At 69.9% G+C, this 15,439-nt stretch carries 13 protein-coding genes; 4 read left to right on the top strand and 9 right to left on the bottom strand.

Features of this window, described 5'->3' with window-relative positions; genetic code table 11:
• Positions 1-4: 4 nt before the first annotated feature.
• The gene (locus G6N64_RS13700; RefSeq protein ID WP_163797557.1) at positions 5-895 is read left to right on the top strand and encodes a universal stress protein; all 891 of its coding nucleotides are present in this window, start codon (positions 5-7) and stop codon (positions 893-895) included.
• On the opposite strand, the gene G6N64_RS13695 is transcribed toward G6N64_RS13700, so the two are convergent.
• The gene (locus tag G6N64_RS13695) at positions 884-2,293 is read right to left on the bottom strand and encodes a WS/DGAT/MGAT family O-acyltransferase (RefSeq protein WP_163797556.1); all 1,410 of its coding nucleotides are present in this window, start codon (positions 2,291-2,293) and stop codon (positions 884-886) included. The genes G6N64_RS13700 and G6N64_RS13695 overlap by 12 nt on opposite strands.
• Before the next feature lie 215 nt (positions 2,294-2,508).
• Between G6N64_RS13695 and G6N64_RS13690 the strand changes: the two genes are divergently transcribed.
• Positions 2,509-3,006: an Rv3235 family protein gene (locus G6N64_RS13690; protein ID WP_163797555.1), complete on the top strand. Its 498-nt coding sequence runs from the start codon at positions 2,509-2,511 to the stop codon at positions 3,004-3,006.
• 26 nt (positions 3,007-3,032) lie between these two features.
• Here the strand turns inward: G6N64_RS13690 and secA are convergent, their stop codons facing one another.
• The 4 genes from secA to G6N64_RS13670 all read right to left on the bottom strand — a co-directional run bounded on the left by secA (position 3,033) and on the right by G6N64_RS13670 (position 8,813).
• Complete coding sequence (gene secA, locus G6N64_RS13685; protein ID WP_163797554.1) at positions 3,033-5,873, bottom strand: preprotein translocase subunit SecA; 2,841 nt, start codon at positions 5,871-5,873, stop codon at positions 3,033-3,035.
• A gap of 148 nt (positions 5,874-6,021) precedes the next feature.
• Positions 6,022-6,705: a ribosome hibernation-promoting factor, HPF/YfiA family gene (gene hpf / locus G6N64_RS13680; RefSeq protein WP_163797553.1), complete on the bottom strand. Its 684-nt coding sequence runs from the start codon at positions 6,703-6,705 to the stop codon at positions 6,022-6,024.
• A 277-nt stretch (positions 6,706-6,982) separates the two neighbouring features.
• Positions 6,983-7,639: a ComF family protein gene (locus G6N64_RS13675; RefSeq protein WP_163797552.1), complete on the bottom strand. Its 657-nt coding sequence runs from the start codon at positions 7,637-7,639 to the stop codon at positions 6,983-6,985.
• 28 nt (positions 7,640-7,667) lie between these two features.
• Positions 7,668-8,813 carry an acyl-CoA dehydrogenase family protein gene (locus G6N64_RS13670; RefSeq protein ID WP_163797551.1) on the bottom strand — a complete coding sequence of 382 codons (1,146 nt, stop codon included), beginning with the start codon at positions 8,811-8,813 and terminating at the stop codon, positions 7,668-7,670.
• 98 nt (positions 8,814-8,911) lie between these two features.
• Between G6N64_RS13670 and G6N64_RS13665 the strand changes: the two genes are divergently transcribed.
• Entirely contained in the window at positions 8,912-9,697 is a 786-nt protein-coding gene (locus tag G6N64_RS13665) for an enoyl-CoA hydratase/isomerase family protein (RefSeq protein WP_163797550.1), read from the top strand.
• A gap of 31 nt (positions 9,698-9,728) precedes the next feature.
• Positions 9,729-10,493: an SDR family NAD(P)-dependent oxidoreductase gene (locus tag G6N64_RS13660; RefSeq protein WP_163797549.1), complete on the top strand. Its 765-nt coding sequence runs from the start codon at positions 9,729-9,731 to the stop codon at positions 10,491-10,493.
• A 90-nt stretch (positions 10,494-10,583) separates the two neighbouring features.
• Here the strand turns inward: G6N64_RS13660 and lpqB are convergent, their stop codons facing one another.
• Genes lpqB through G6N64_RS13640 form a run of 4 tightly spaced genes read right to left on the bottom strand, consistent with a single transcriptional unit; the run spans position 10,584 to position 15,393 of the window.
• On the bottom strand, positions 10,584-12,350 hold the full coding sequence (gene lpqB, locus G6N64_RS13655) for an MtrAB system accessory lipoprotein LpqB (RefSeq protein WP_163797548.1): 1,767 nt from the start codon (positions 12,348-12,350) through the stop codon (positions 10,584-10,586).
• Entirely contained in the window at positions 12,347-13,999 is a 1,653-nt protein-coding gene (gene mtrB / locus G6N64_RS13650; RefSeq protein WP_163801755.1) for an MtrAB system histidine kinase MtrB, read from the bottom strand. Before mtrB ends, lpqB begins: the two co-directional genes overlap by 4 nt.
• Positions 14,000-14,021: 22 nt before the next feature.
• Entirely contained in the window at positions 14,022-14,708 is a 687-nt protein-coding gene (mtrA, locus tag G6N64_RS13645) for a two-component system response regulator MtrA (RefSeq protein WP_163797547.1), read from the bottom strand.
• A gap of 55 nt (positions 14,709-14,763) precedes the next feature.
• Positions 14,764-15,393: a dTMP kinase gene (locus G6N64_RS13640; RefSeq protein ID WP_163797546.1), complete on the bottom strand. Its 630-nt coding sequence runs from the start codon at positions 15,391-15,393 to the stop codon at positions 14,764-14,766.
• Positions 15,394-15,439: the final 46 nt, after the last annotated feature.

The following is a 15,439-nucleotide window of genomic DNA, read 5'->3' as shown; positions in this document are numbered from 1 at the left end:
ACACATGACGATCATCGCGGGATTCAGCTCGAGCCGCCAGGGCAGCGCGCCGCTGAACCTCGCCGCGCAGATCGCCCGGACGACGGGCGAGAAGGTCATCGCCACCGCGATCATCGAGCGGTCGCCGGCACGCCAGGACGACCCGATCGAGGCCGAGTACCTGCGCTACGTGTCGGCGCAGGCGAAGGCCTCGCTCGACGCCGTCGTCCACCAGTTCCCCGCGGGCCTCGACATCCCCGTCGTCGTCCACCACTCGACCTCGATCCCGGTGGGCCTCACCGAACTCGTCGAGGCGCACGACGCCGACCTGGTGGTCGTCGGATCGTCGTCGTCCGGTCTGCTCGGCCGGGTGGGACTGGGTAGCGTCACCGAGCGTCTCGTCCATACCGCATCGGTGCCCGTCGCCATCGCCCCCCGCGGCTACGCGCCGGGGTCGGACCCGATTCGCAGGCTCACCGCCGCCTACGGCGACGAGGCCGACGTCAACGGACTCATCCCCGCTGCGGCGGAACTGGCCGGACGGTGGTCGGCCTCGCTGCGGATCGCCTCGTTCACCGTGCGGCCGGTCCGGATGTTCGCCGGAGCGATCGAGCAGTCCGCCGAGGACCTCGTCGTCCGGCAGTGGACGCGCCGCACGTTCGACGACATCTCCAGGCAACTCGAGGACGTCCGCGAGCGGATCGCGCTACCCGACGTCGACGTGTCGGTCGGCAGCGGCCACGACTGGCGGGAGGCCGTCGAGTCGGTCACCTGGCAGGAGGGGGACGTGCTGCTACTGGGGTCGGGCGCCGCAGGCCCGGTGGCGCGGGTCTTCCTCGGCTCGGCGGCCTCGAAGATCCTCAGACACGCCCCCGTGCCGGTGATGATCGTCCCGAGGCACCGCTCAGCGGGCTGAGTCCAGCAGTTCGTCGAGCGATTCGCGCAGTAGGCCGGGCAGCACGTCGACGTCGCTCATCGCGTCGCGGTCGGCGTTGATGCCGAAGTAGAGCATCCCGTTGTACGACGTCACCCCGATCGCCATGGTCTGGTTGTGCAGCAGCGGCGGCACGGCGTACGTCTCGAGGAGCTTGGTGCCCGCCACGAACATCTGCTTCTGCGCGCCCGGGACGTTGGTGATCAGCAGGTTGAACAGTCGCGCCGAGAAACTCGTCGCCACGCGAATCCCCATGGCGTGCAACGTCGGCGGCGCGAAGCCCGACAGCGTGACGATCGTCCTCGCGTCGACCAGGCTCGCGGCGGTCGACGCGGACTCGGTGGCGTGCGCGATCTGGGACAGCCGGACGACGGCGTTGCCCTCCCCCACCGGCAGGTCGACTAGGAATGGCGAGACCTCGCTGATGGCCTGACCCGGTCCGGTCACGTCCAGCTCGCCGTCGGGGTACACCGACATCGGCGCCATCGCACGGACCGTCGACGTCGTGGTCACCGGCTCGCCACGCGACATCAGCCAGTAGCGCAGCGCACCCGCGACCACCGCGAGCACCACGTCGTTGACGTCGCAGTCGTACCGGGCGCGCAGCGTGCGGTAGTCGTCGAGGTCGTGGCCCGCCACCGTGATCCGGCGGTTGCGCGACACCGTGGCGTTGAGCGGACTGCTGGGCGCCGTTCCCCGGGCCACCGTGCGGGCCACGTCGGCCATCCGCCGCGCCACGTCGACGAGCTGACCGGTGTTGGTGACCGCGTCGGTCAGCGTCGACCGGACCGCCGCCAGCTGCGCGGTGGGCCTGGTCACCCACTCGCCGAGCGCGCCCAGCAGCAGCTGCGCGTCACCGGGCTCCCGGCCGGGGATCCAGATGTCCTCGCCGAACTCCGGCGGTTTCTGCGTCCGGTCGGCGATGACGTGCCCGATCTCCAGCGCCGTCATGCCGTTGACGAGGGCCTGATGGGACTTGGTGTAGATCGCGATGCGGTTCTTGGTCAGCCCCTCGACGAGGTACATCTCCCAGAGCGGGCGTGACTTGTCCAGCGGACGCGAGCCGAGGCGGGCGACCAGGTCGTGCAGTTGCGCGTCGCTGCCCGGGGACGGAAGTGCCGACCGCCGGATGTGATACGTGATGTCGAACTCGCGGTCGTCGACCCACACCGGCCGGGCCAGCCCGAACGAGACCTCGCGAACCTTCTGGCGGTACCGCGGAATCTGCGGCAGCCGCTGCTCGACGGCGGCCAACAGCGTCTCGTAACTCAGACCGCTGCGCGGCCTGCGCAGGATCGACAGCGTCCCCACGTACATCGGGGTCGACGAGTTCTCCAGGTGATAGAAGGACGCGTCGGCCGCCGACAACCTGGTCACCATGACGTCGCCACCTCTCCTCGATCGACGTCACGCAGACGACCTCTGACGGAGGGCCCGCACGACGCCGGGACCCTTCCACTGATCCCGTCACGGTAACCGCCGAAGCTAGGAGACCGCATGACGGGTGCTCGGAGACGTCGTCCCGTCGTGGGATCATGGATCATCTGCACCTCTCCAGCAGACGGCTCACCCCTACCCACCGCTGGAGACTGCCCATGGCCCGGACCGCCACCACCCGTCCGTCCCTCATCTCGCCCGTCGTCGACTACGAACCGCCGCCCGTCGGCGCGTCGACGCCGCCGTGTCCGTCACCCTCGCCTGCCGCGCTGCACCGGCACACGCCGCGACCCCTGGCGCCGGCGGACCGTCCGCTGCGCGAGCCACCCGCGCCGCGTGCTGCCGCCGTCTTCGCCGACACGGCGCTGCGCTGCGTGCTCGAAGTGGTCGACCGGCGCAGACCGATCGCTCAACTGCGGAACTCGTTGCGGCCCAGCCTGATCGACACCGTCGCCGTGCTGTCGCGCAATCCGGCGGCCGACGGCGCGGCCGTGCTGCGACGCGTTCGGCTGCGCACGCTGGACGCCGGGCCGGAGGAGCCGGCGGCGGCCGAGGTGTTCGCCACCTACACCCGGGGCACCCGGGTCCGCGCGATCGCCGCACGAGTGGAGGTCGTCAACGGCCGGTGGCAGCTGGTCGCACTCCAGATCGGCTGACCAGCCGCTTCCGCCTGATTCGCGGCTCAGCCGCGTCGCGCCTTCGGGCCGCCACGGTTCTGCTTGCGCGCCGCGTCCCGTCGCTCCTTGCGGGTACCGCCGCCCGGCACCGCGGCGTGCCGTCCGCCGCCCTGGCGCTGAACCTCCGCCGAACCGTCCTCGTTGGGACCGACGTAGGTCATCGGCCGGGAATCGTCCTCGTCGATGCCCTTGACCCGCAGCGCGGGTGCTTCCTGCGGCGGCTCCTCGGTCGCGACGGCGCCACCCTGCCCCGACTGCTGGGCCTGGGCTGCGGCGTTCGCAGCGAACTGCGCCAGACCGGCAGGCGCCGAAACCGGGGCAACCCGGCTGGCCGGATCCTGCGCAGCCTGGACCTGCGCGTTGAACAGCAGGCCGACCGACTCCTCCTTCAGACCGTCGAGCATGGCCATGAACATGTCGTAGCCCTCGCGCTGGTACTCGACGAGCGGATCGCGCTGGGCCATGGCCCGCAGCCCGATGCCCTCCTTGAGGTAGTCCATCTCGTAGAGGTGCTCGCGCCACTTCCGGTCGATCGTGGACAGCAGCACGCTGCGCTCGAGGTAGCGCATCGCGGTCTCGCCGCCGATCTCCTGGAGCGACTTCTCGCGCTCGGCGTACGCCCGCTTCGCGTCATCGAGCAGCGCGTCGCGCAGCTCCTCGCGGGTCAGCTCGCCCGGCTCCCCCACGGCACCCGAGTCGATCAGGTCGTGGTGGTCGATGCCGACCGGGTAGAGCACCTTGAGGCCCTCCCACAGCTTCTCGAGGTCCCAGTCCTCGGAGTAGCCCTCGGCGGTCGCGCCGTCGACGTAGGCGTTGATGACGTCGACGAGCATCTTCTGTGCCTGCTCCTGGACGTTCTCGCCCTCGAGGAGCAGACGGCGCTCGGCGTAGACCACCTTGCGCTGCTGGTTCATCACCTCGTCGTACTTGAGCACCTGCTTGCGGATCTCGAAGTTCTGCTGCTCGACCTGCGTCTGCGCGCTCTTGATGGCGCGGGACACCATCTTGGCCTCGATCGGCACGTCGTCCGGCAGGTTCAGCCGGTTGAGCAGCGACTCCAGCGTCTCGCCGTTGAACCGGCGCATCAGCTCGTCACCGAGCGAGAGGTAGAAGCGGGATTCGCCGGGATCGCCCTGGCGGCCCGAGCGACCGCGCAGCTGGTTGTCGATGCGACGCGACTCGTGGCGCTCGGTGCCGAGGACGTACAGCCCGCCCGCCTCGATCACCTGCTCGGCTTCCCTGCTCGACTCCTCCTTGACCTGCGCGACGATGTCGTCCCAGGCCGCCTCGTACTCCTCGGGCGTCTCGATGGGGTCGAGGCCGCGGTCGCGCAGCCGCCGGTCGGCGAGGAAGTCGACGTTGCCGCCGAGGACGATGTCGGTACCGCGGCCGGCCATGTTGGTGGCGACGGTGATCGCCGAGCGGCGGCCCGCCTCGGCGATGATGTTCGCCTCCTGCTCGTGGAACTTGGCGTTCAGCACGTTGTGCGGGATGCGGCGCTTGGTGAACTGCTTCGACAGGTACTCCGACCGCTCCACGCTGGTGGTGCCGATCAGGACCGGCTGACCCTTCTCGTAGCGCTCGCTGACGTCGTCGACGACGGCGATGTACTTGGCTTCCTCGGTCTTGTAGATCAGGTCGGACTGGTCGGTGCGGATCATCGGCTTGTTGGTGGGGATGCTCACCACGCCGAGGCCGTAGATCTCGTGCAACTCGGCGGCTTCGGTCTGCGCGGTGCCGGTCATGCCCGACAGCCGGTCGTAGAGCCGGAAGTAGTTCTGCAGCGTGATGGTGGCGAGCGTCTGGTTCTCGGCCTTGATCTCGACGTGCTCCTTGGCCTCGATGGCCTGGTGCATGCCCTCGTTGTACCGGCGTCCCAGCAGGACGCGGCCGGTGAACTCGTCGACGATGAGCACGTCGCCGTCGCGCACGATGTAGTCCTTGTCGCGCTGGAACAGTTCCTTGGCCTTGATGGCGTTGTTGAGGTAGCTGACCAGCGGCGAGTTGGCGGCTTCGTAGAGGTTGTCGATGCCGAGCTGGTCCTCGACCAGTTCGACGCCCGCCTCGTGCACGCCGATGGTGCGCTTGCGGATGTCGACCTCGTAGTGCTCGTCCTTCTTCAGCAGCGGCGCGAGCCGGGCGAACTCGAGGTACCAGTTCGAGGCGCCGTCGGCCGGGCCGGAGATGATGAGCGGCGTGCGGGCCTCGTCGATGAGGATCGAGTCGACCTCGTCGACGACGGCGAAGTTGTGGCCGCGCTGCACCATGTCCTCGGTGGAGTGCGCCATGTTGTCGCGCAGGTAGTCGAAGCCGAACTCGTTGTTCGTGCCGTAGGTGATGTCGGCGGCGTACGCGACGCGGCGCTCGTCCGGCGTCATCTGCGACAGGATCACGCCGACGTCCAGGCCGAGGAACCGGTGCACGCGGCCCATGGACTCCCGGTCGCGTCGCGCGAGGTAGTCGTTGACGGTGACGATGTGCACGCCCTTGCCGCTGAGCGCATTGAGGTAGGCGGGCAGGACGCTGGTCAGGGTCTTGCCCTCACCGGTCTTCATCTCCGCGACGTTGCCGAAGTGCAGGGCCGCGCCACCCATGATCTGCACGTCGAAGGGGCGCTGGCCGAGCACCCGCCACGCCGCCTCACGGGCCACCGCGAACGCCTCCGGCATCAGATCGTCGAGTTCTGCGCCGTCGGCGAGGCGCTTCTTGAACTCGTCGGTCTTCGCCCGCAGTTCCTCGTCGGACAGCTTCTCGATGTCGGCGCCCAACGAGTTGACGTATTCGGCGACCTTCTTGAGACGCTTGACCATGCGGCCTTCGCCGATTCGGAGCAACTTCGTCAGCACAGAACTATCCCCTGCGGGTTGATGGACCTTCAAGCGTCATCCATCGTAGGCGACTCGCCGCGCGGTCCGGTCCCAGCGCACCAGCGCTGTTGCTACGAAAGCCCCCCATCCCGCGGGGATGGGGGGCCCTTCGTGGCAGGTCCTCGGGTCAGGACAGCCGGATGATCCCGTAGTCGTAGGCGTGCCGCCGGTACACGACGGTCGGCTTGTCGCTGTCGGAGTCGTGGAAGAGGAAGAAGTCGTGCCCGACGAGTTCCATCTCGTAGAGGGCGTCGTCGACGCTCATGGGGTTGGCCGGGTGCTCCTTGGTCCGGACGATGTGGCCGGGTTCGTGCTCCTGGTCCGACCCGTCACCGTCGAGGACCCGAGGTTCGGACGGCTGCGGCGGGAGGAAGGCGTCGGGGTCGACGGTCTTGGTGGCCTCGGCCACCGACACGGGCGTCTTCTCGCCGTAGTGGATCTTGCGCCGATCCTTGCTGCGACGGAGTCTGTTCTCGAGCTTGGAGACGGCGGCCTCCAGGGCGGCGTAGAAGCTCTCCGCGCACGCCTCACCGCGGACGACGGGCCCGCGGCCCCGGGCGGTGATCTCGACGTGCTGACAGTTCTTACGCTGGCGTCGGTTCCGTTCGTGGTCGAGTTCGACGTCGAAGAGGTAGATGGTGCGGTCGAAGCGCTCGAGACGTGCGAGCTTCTCCGACACGTGGGTGCGGAAGTGATCGGGGACTTCGACGTTGCGGCCCTTGACGACGACCTCGGCGTGGGGAGTGGGTGCGGTCTGGTCGTCGTCGACGACCATGGTCGAGGATGAAGCTTGTACGGAATTGACTGACATACTTGGCATCTCGTTTCTCTTCGCATCGCACGCCTGCGCGTGCCGGCTGGTCGAAAAACGCGCCGACGGTCGATCTGGAAATCTCCGCCCACCGGCGCAAGGTGTCGAGAACTCACCTCCTACCGCGGTCAGGCGATGTGGCGTCGGTCTAGAGCGGCGCCGCCGTGAGGCACTCACGGGTGGTTGACCCGACGGTAGTCCGAGTTCACCTGCCAGTGCCACACATTTCGCGAACGTGTTTCGAGATCTTCATCTGACGCGCACCGGTGGCGTGTAGTCACGCGTGCGCGATCACCAGGATCGCGGTGACGTGGGCGCCGGCGGCATGCAGGACGTCCACCGACTCGCAGGCTGTGGCGCCGGTGGTCACGACGTCGTCGATCAGCACCACCTCGCCGCGGACGGACCTGCGCAACCGGACCCGGCCCGCGACGTTGCGCTGTCGGGCGTCGGCCGAGAGCCCCACCGAGTCGCGCGTGAACGCACGCATGCGCAGCGCCTCGACGACGTCCACTCCGGGGCGCTCGGCCACCCGCGCGATCCTCGCCACCGGGTCACCACCGCGACGTCGTGCCGCGGTCGCGCGCGTCGGCGCAGGCACCAGCGTCAGCGGGGCCGTCACCACGCCCCAGGCGAGCAGCCGGGTCAGCCCGGCCCGGAGCGCGGCACCGAGCGGGACGACGAGGTCGGCCCGGCCACGTTCCTTGACCCCGACGATGGCCTGTCTGCGGGCACCGGCGTAGCGGCCCAGCGAGAACACCGGCACGCCCGGATCCAGCCGCGGGGTGACCAGGACCGGCTCGTCCGCGCGGGTGCCGACCGACTGTGCGCAGGCGTCACACCAGCGGGTCCCGGGCACGCCACAGCCCCCGCACTCCAGCGGCAGGACGAGGTCGGCGAGCACGCCCCCGAGTCTGTCGGAGGGGTCCGACATGTCCGCCGGTCCGCCGTGGAACGGAGCGCTACAGGCCGAGGTCGCGTCCGATCAGTTCCTTCATGATCTCGTTGGAACCGGCCCAGATCTTCGTGACGCGCGCGTCCTTCCACGCTCGCGCGACCCGGTACTCGTTCATGTAGCCGTAGCCGCCGTGCAGCTGCACGCAGTGGTCGAGGATCTCGTTCTGCACCTGCGAACTCCACCACTTGGCCTTCGCCGCATCGATGGCCGAGAGTTCCCCGAGGGTGTGCGCCGCCACGCAGTTGTCGATGAACGCCTGTGCCACATCGAGTTTGGTGACCAACTCGGCCAGCAGGAACTTGTTCCACTGCAGGGAGCCGATCTGCTGCCCGAACGCCTTGCGCTCCTGGGCGTACTGCAGCGTGTCGTCCAGCGAGCGCCGGGCATGAGCCAGGTTCTGCACCGCACCGCTGATCCGCTCCTGGGGCAGCAGCGTCATCATGTGGATGAACCCACCGTCGAGTTCGCCGATCATCCGCGCCGCCGGCACCCGGACGTCCTCGAAGAACAGTTCGGCGGTGTCGGCCTCGGGCTGCCCGACCTTGTCCAGCTTGCGTCCGCGGGAGAAGCCTTCGTCGTCTGCCTCGACGGCGAACAGCGTGATGCCCCTGGCCTTCTTCTCCGGCGACGTGCGGGTGGCGACGACGATGAGGTCGGCCTGGGTTCCGTTGGTGATGAACGTCTTCGAGCCGTTGATGACGTAGTCGTCGCCGTCCTTGACCGCGGTCGTCTTGAGCGCCGCGAGGTCCGACCCGCCCGACGGCTCCGTCATCGCGATCGCGGTGATCAACTCACCCGAGCAGAACCTCGGCAGCCACTCCTGGCGCTGCTCCTCTGTGGTCAGCTTCACCAGGTAGGGCGCGACGATGTCGAACTGGATGCTGAACGCCGACGCGACGGCCGCGCTGGACCGCGCGAGTTCCTCGTTGAGGATGGCGTTGAAGCGGTAGTCGTCGGCGCCACTGCCGCCGTACTCCTCGGGCACCTCGAGGCCGAGGTAGCCGTTGCGTCCCGCCTCCAGCCAGCTGTCCCGATCGACGTAGCGCTGCTCGATCATCTTCTCCTCGGCCGGCTCGATGGTGCGGGTGACGAACCCGCGCACCGACTCACGGAAGGCGTCGTGATCCTCGTCGAACAGCGTGCGCTTCATGGCCTGACTCCTTGCCGACGTGTGCTTCTGGACTCCCAATCTACCGACGGCCCGGGACGCGATCACCGGTCGACCGTCCGTGTGGCACCCTGACGGACGTGCCCGATGCCCCCCTTTCGCTGGAGCGTTCCGACGACGGCTCCGGCGTCGCGGTCCTGACCTTCGACCACGGCCCCCTGAACCTGTTCGACCAGTCGATGTTCGACGCGTTGATCGCCCACGTCGCCGAACTGGCCGCCGATCCGCCACGGGCGCTGCTGCTGCGCGCGGAGGGCAAGGTGAACTCCGCGGGCGTCGACGTCCACGTCTTCCAGGGCCTCTCCGCAGCCCAGGGCGCCGACCTGTGGCGCCGGCTGTTCGCCGGCATCATCGATCCGCTCGAGGCGCTGCCGTGTCCGGTGGTGTTCGCCGCCCACGGACTCACGCTGACCGCGGCGTTCGAGATCGCGCTGGCCTGCGACATCATCCTCGCCGCTCCGCGCGCGAAGTTCGGTTTGGTGGAGACGGTCGTCGGGCTCACCCCGTCGATGGGTGGACCGCAGCGCCTCGCCGAGCGCGCCGGCTCGGGACGGGCACGCGAACTGGTGATGACCGGCGACACGTACGACGCGGCGACGCTCGCCGACTGGGGCGTCGTCAACGCCGTCCACGACGACGTCGACGCCGCGGCCCGTGCGCTGGTGGCCCGGCTGGCGGCCGGGCCCACGAAGGCGCACGCGGCGACCAAGGAGATCATCGCCGCCTGGCGCTCGGGCGGCGTGCGGCACGCCGACACCGTCACCCCCGACGTGTCCGGCGCCCTGTTCGAGACCGACGACCTGCGCCGAGCCGTGGTCAGCTTCCTCGAGGTGGGACCCGGCAAGGCCACCTACACCGGCACCTGACCGAAATACGAGCCCATCACCAGGAGGCACCGTGACAGACCCTCGCACCGCACTCGTCATCGGCGGCGCCTCGGGAATCGGATGGGCGTCGGCGAAGGCACTGGCCGCCGACGGCTACCGGATCGTCCTCGCCGACGTCAACGCCGACGGTGTCGCCGCCCGGGCGGCGGAACTCGGCGAGCCCCATGGGTCGGCCACCGTCGACGTCACCGACGAGGACTCGGTGGCCGCGCTGTTCGACGGCGCAGGCGACCTCGACGTGGTCGTCACCACCGCGGGGTTCTCCAACATGAGCCTGATCGTCGACATGCCGGTGGACCAGTTCCGCGCCGTGCTCGACGTATGCCTCACCGGCTCGCTGATCGTGGCGAAGTACGCGGGTAGGCACCTGCGGGACGGCGGTGCGCTGCTGTGGATCTCGTCGCTCAACGGCCGCCAGCCCGCGGCGGGCATGAGCGCCTACTGCTCGGCCAAGGCCGGCCTGTCGATGCTGACGCAGGTGGCCGCGATGGAGCTGGCCGCCCGTGGCATCCGGGTCAACGCCATCGCGCCCGGCTTCGTCCACACCCCGCTCACCGAGGGTGCGGCGATGGTGCCCGGCGTGGTCGACGACTACATCGGCAACACCGTGCTGGGCCGGGCGGGCACCCCCGAGGACGTCGCCGACGCGGTGACCTTCCTGGCGTCGGACAGGGCATCCTGGATCACCGGCGAGGTGCTCGACATCAACGGTGGCGCGCACATGTTGCGCTACCCCGACCTGATCGGCCACGTGAACCGGTTGATGGGGTCCTGAGTCTCGGAGGCGTGCTCACCGCGAGTGAGCACTCGTGCAACGCTTTTCGCGCAGAACCGTGACGGTGACCAACGTTCGGCGGTGGGCGCCTTAGCCCGGCAGCACCGGGATGGCGCCCGCGACCATCAGCGGCCGCACCTCGGCCCACACCGGGTCGCCCTCGGCGGCGGCGCCGGACAGCTGCAGCACGCCGCGCTGGTCGGCGACGTAGACCGTCGACGGGTTCGCCGCCACCGTCGACACCGGTGCCAGCAGGTTGCGGCTCGGCCCGTCGGAGTTCACGCCGTCGAGGTTGACGTAGGAGACCGGGTGCGCGGAGTCCGTGCGGGACACCACGATGTCGTCACCGGTGCGCCAGGCCAGGGAGATCGCGGTGTCGCCGAGGCCGAAGCCCAGCCGCCGCGGGTAGGTCAGCGCGAACTGCCCGCCCTGGGTCTGGTCGACGCTGGCGAGGATGACCTTCCCCTCGACGACCATCGCGGCGCGGGTGCCGTCGCGGGACAGTTGCATGTCGGCTATCGGTCCCGGGAAGCGCGCAGCCACGGCGGCGGCGTCGACCGGGATCCGCGCGGGCTGCCCCGACGCCGCCTCCTGGATGACCCGCACCACGTTGTTGCCGTCGACCGCCACCCAGATCGCGTCGTCGAGCGACCAGCTGGGCCGGGTGAGCGTGCGACCGTCGATGGCCTGCGACGCCTCGGCCCCGAGCGGACCCACCCACAGCGAGGACGCCATGTCCGGCGCCCCGGGCCGCAGCGTGACGATCGAGGCGACCTCCTGTCCGCTACGTGACAGCGCCGCCGACGTCTGACCGGGCAGCTGCCCGAACGCCCCGGCGACCCGCGGGGCGCGCTGCCCGTCGAGTGACACCAGCGAGCCGCCCAGCAGAGCGTGCAGGCCCGCGGCGGCACCGGGATCCGCGCCCGGGTCGGTGGCCGCGACGTCGGACGTGCTCCACCCGTCGGCGAAGCGGTCGTCGAGCGCCGCGCCGTCGGCGTTGATGACGTACGGCCCGTTGACCCCCGCCCGCGACAGGGTCCAGATCACCTGCGCCGCAAGCAGTGTGCGGCTGTGCGGATCGGTGGTCGACAGATTCTCCAGGTCGACGCGCGCACCGCCGTAACCGCGGCCCACGCCGGTCTTGCCGCCGTCGGCCCGGGTCACGGGGTTGCGCAGCCGCAGGGGCGGGCCCAGCAGGTTGCGGACGGTGTTCGCCATCTCCGGACGCGGGCCCGACACCAGCTTGGTGACCAGTTCGGTGGCGAGCAGGTCGGGGTCGGACACCGCGACGTAGCGCGGATCGGGCACCACGGTCTTGCCGGTCGGGTCGACGAAGTAGAGGGTGTTGCGCTTGTAGGTGGCCTGGAACTGCTGCCAGTCCAGGAAGACGCCGTTGGGCAGCTTGTCGATGCGCCACCCGCCGGGAGTCTTGACCAGTTCGATGGGACCCGGGTCGGGCAGCGCGCCCTCACCGGTCTCGAACACGCCCATGTCGGACAGCGAGCCGAGGATGTCGGCCTTCATCGTCACCGTCACCCGGTCGGGCCCGCGGGTCTCGACGAACACGACGCGGTCGATCAGCAGCGCGCTGCCCGCGTCGTCCCACGCCCCGGACGCCGACTCGGTGAGGAACTGCCGGGCGGCCAGGTGGCGGTTCGCGGGATCGGCCGTGGCCTTGAGGAATTCGCGCAGCAGGATGTCGGGGTCCATGCCCGGCGTCGGCGTCGGCAAGCTCGGCGGGGCGGGCCGGTCGACCGTGCCGATCGCCTGCGGGGCCGACGAACTCGGCACCCCGGCGCATCCGGCGAGGCTCGTGGCGAGCAGTAGCGACGCGATGAGGGCGACGACGCGCCTCACGTCCGCTCCCCCGCCGACTGCGGTTCGCGGGCCGGCAGACGCGGCGGCCGGTCCTGGCCGCTGGGCTTGAGCGGCAGCGGGCTGGCGGTCACCTTGTGCCCGCGCACCAGCGGCAGGGTCAGGCGGAAGCACGCCCCCTTGCCCGGCTCACCCCAGGCCTCGAGCCGGCCCTGGTGCAGACGGGCGTCCTCGATGCTGATCGCCAGTCCCAGACCGGTGCCGCCGGAGCGGCGCACGCGGGAGGGGTCGGAGCGCCAGAAGCGGCTGAACACCAGCTTCTCCTCGCCGGGGCGCAGCCCGACGCCGTAGTCGCGCACGGTGACCGCGACGGTGTCGTCGTCGGCGGCCATCCGGATGCGCACGGGCTTGTGCTCGGCGTGGTCGATGGCGTTCGCGATGAGGTTGCGCAGGATGCGCTCGACGCGCCGCGGATCGACCTCGCCGATCACCTGCTCACCGGGGAGGTCGACGATGAGGTCGACGTCGGCGTCCTTGGTGAGGTGGCCGACGTCCTCGAGCGCGCTCTCGACCGTCGACCGCAGGTCCACCGACTCGACGGACAGCTCGGCGACGCCCGCGTCGTGACGGGAGATCTCCAGCAGGTCGCTCAGCAGGGACTCGAAGCGGTCGAGTTCGCTGACCATGAGTTCGGTGGAGCGGCGCAGCGCGGGTTCGAGGTCGTCGCTGTGGTCGTAGATGAGGTCGGCCGCCATCCGCACGGTCGTCAGCGGCGTGCGCAGTTCGTGGCTGACGTCGGAGGTGAAGCGGCGCTGCAGGTTGCCGAACTCCTCGAGCTGGGTGATCTGGCGGGACAGGCTCTCGGCCATGTCGTTGAACGACACCGCGAGCCGCGCCATGTCGTCCTCGCCGCGCACGGGCATGCGTTCGGTGAGGTGTCCCTCGGCGAAGCGCTCGGCGATCCGCGACGCCGAGCGCACGGGAAGGACGATCTGCCGCGCGACGAGCAGCGCGATGGCGGCGAGCAGGCCGAGCAGCACGATGCCTCCGGTGGCCATCGTGCCGCGCACCAGCGCGATCGTGCTCTCCTCGTTGTTCAGCGGAAAGATGAGGTACAGCTCGAGATTGGTGACCGACGACGACGTCGGACTGCCGACCACCAGCGCCGGCCCGTTGAAGCCGTCGGCGCGCACGGTGGCGTACTGGTAGCTGACCTGACCGGCCTTGACGAAGTCGCGCAGGGTGTCGGGGACCTGGCCGACGGGCCCGGCGGCCGTCGCCGCGCGGGGACCGTCACCGGGGACGACGAGGACCGCGTCGAATGCGCCCGCCAGCCCCGCGCCGGAGTCGGCCTTGCGGTCGATCAGGGTGTTGCGGGCCAGTTGCAGGCTGCTGTCGAGCGAGCGGGTCTCCTCACCGCCGACGATGCCGCTCACCGTGGTGCGGGCCCGGTCGATCTCCTCGGTCGCCGCGTGGACCTTGACGTCGAGGATGCGGTCGGTGATCTGGCTGGTGAGCACGAAGCCGAGCACCATGATGACAGCCAGCGACAGGCCGAGCGTCAGCGTCACCACCCGCAGCTGCAGGGAGCGACGCCACGCGAAACCGATCGTGCGGCTAAGCACCCCGAGACCGCGGAGCAGTGGTCCCTGGCCCCAGCCGCCGCGAATGCGCTTGGAGCCGAACATCAGGGCGCTCGCCGTGCCGCGGGGGTCACGGAGGTCCGGCCTTGTATCCCACTCCTCGAACGGTGAGCACCACCTGCGGGTTCTCCGGATCCTGCTCGACCTTGGCGCGCAGCCTCTGCACGTGGACGTTCACCAGCCGGGTGTCAGCGGGGTGCCGGTAGCCCCAGACCTGCTCGAGGAGCACATCCCGAGTAAACACCTGGCGCGGTTTGCGCGCCAACGCCACCAGCAGGTCGAACTCGAGCGGGGTGAGCGAGATCTGCTCGCCGGCGCGGGTGACCTTGTGCGCGGGCACGTCGATCTCGATGTCGGCGATCGACAGCATCTCCGCGGGGCCGTCGTCGTTGCGACGCAGTCGGGCCCGTACGCGCGCGACGAGTTCCTTCTGCTTGAACGGCTTCATGACGTAGTCGTCGGCGCCGGACTCCAGGCCGAGCACCACGTCGACCGTGTCGGTCTTGGCGGTCAGCATCACGATGGGGACGCCGGAGTCGGCACGCAGCACACGGCACACGTCGATGCCGTTCATGCCGGGCAGCATGAGGTCCAGGAGCACCAGATCCGGGCGCAGTTCGCGCACCGCGGTGAGCGCCTGGCTGCCGTCACCGATCACCGCGGTGTCGAATCCCTCGCCCCGCAGGACGATGGTCAGCATCTCGGCCAGCGATGGATCGTCGTCGACGACCAGAATCCTTTGCCTCATGGTGACCATGGTGACACCAGGAGGCGACAATCCCCGGTTACCACACCGGAGTTTTGCCGGACTGTCAGTTCATGATCACGGCGGCGAGATCGGCCGCGACGACGTCCGGACCCACTCGGAGCCACCGCCCGGACCAGTCCCGTTCGGCGAGAGCGGCGTACGCGGCGCTGGTGCGGCGCTGCAGACCGTCGTCCCGCTCGTAGGCGTCGCGGGCGCGGTCGGCGTCCATCTCGGCGCGGCGGGTCGCACGCTCGGCGGCCAGCTCGGTCGGCACGGCGAGCAGCACCTGCCAGTCGGGAGCGGGCATCGCGAAGCGGTCGAACTCCAGCGCCCGCACCCACTCGACGACCTCGCCGTCCACCTCCTGGTGCAGGCGCGCCGCGCTGTAGGCGGCGTTCGAGGCGACGTAGCGGTCGAGGATGACGACGTCGTGGTCCGTGCCGAGCCGGGCGATCTCGTCGCGTGCGTCGGCCCGGTCGAGCGCGAACAGCATCGCCATCGCGTACACCGAGTCGGCGAGGTCGCCGTGGCCGCCGTGCAGCGCCTCGGCGGCGACGTCGGCGTGGACCGACCGGTGATAGCGCGGGAACGCCAGCGTGGTGACGCTCTTGCCGCCGGCCTCCAGCGACGAGCGGAGTCCGTCGGTCAGCGTGCGCTTGCCCGCGCCGTCGACGCCTTCGATCGCGATGAGCACGCCGTCGACAGTAACTGGCGCGACCACCGCCGATCGGGCGGCCGTA

Source organism: Mycolicibacterium sediminis, assembly GCF_010731735.1.
Classification (GTDB): Bacteria; Actinomycetota; Actinomycetes; order Mycobacteriales; family Mycobacteriaceae; genus Mycobacterium; species Mycobacterium sediminis.
This window is presented reverse-complemented; position numbering and strand designations above follow the sequence as displayed.

Excerpts from the sequence above, each read along its gene's own strand:
- G6N64_RS13675 (WP_163797552.1), bottom strand. The coding sequence starts at position 7,639 with ATGTCGGACCCCTCCGACAGACTCGGGGGCGTGCTCGCCGACCTCGTC.
- hpf (WP_163797553.1), bottom strand. The coding sequence starts at position 6,705 with ATGTCAGTCAATTCCGTACAAGCTTCATCCTCGACCATGGTCGTCGAC.
- G6N64_RS13670 (WP_163797551.1), bottom strand. The coding sequence starts at position 8,813 with ATGAAGCGCACGCTGTTCGACGAGGATCACGACGCCTTCCGTGAGTCG.
- G6N64_RS13700 (WP_163797557.1), top strand. The coding sequence starts at position 5 with ATGACGATCATCGCGGGATTCAGCTCGAGCCGCCAGGGCAGCGCGCCG.
- G6N64_RS13695 (WP_163797556.1), bottom strand. The coding sequence starts at position 2,293 with ATGGTGACCAGGTTGTCGGCGGCCGACGCGTCCTTCTATCACCTGGAG.
- mtrA (WP_163797547.1), bottom strand. The coding sequence starts at position 14,708 with ATGGTCACCATGAGGCAAAGGATTCTGGTCGTCGACGACGATCCATCG.
- G6N64_RS13690 (WP_163797555.1), top strand. The coding sequence starts at position 2,509 with ATGGCCCGGACCGCCACCACCCGTCCGTCCCTCATCTCGCCCGTCGTC.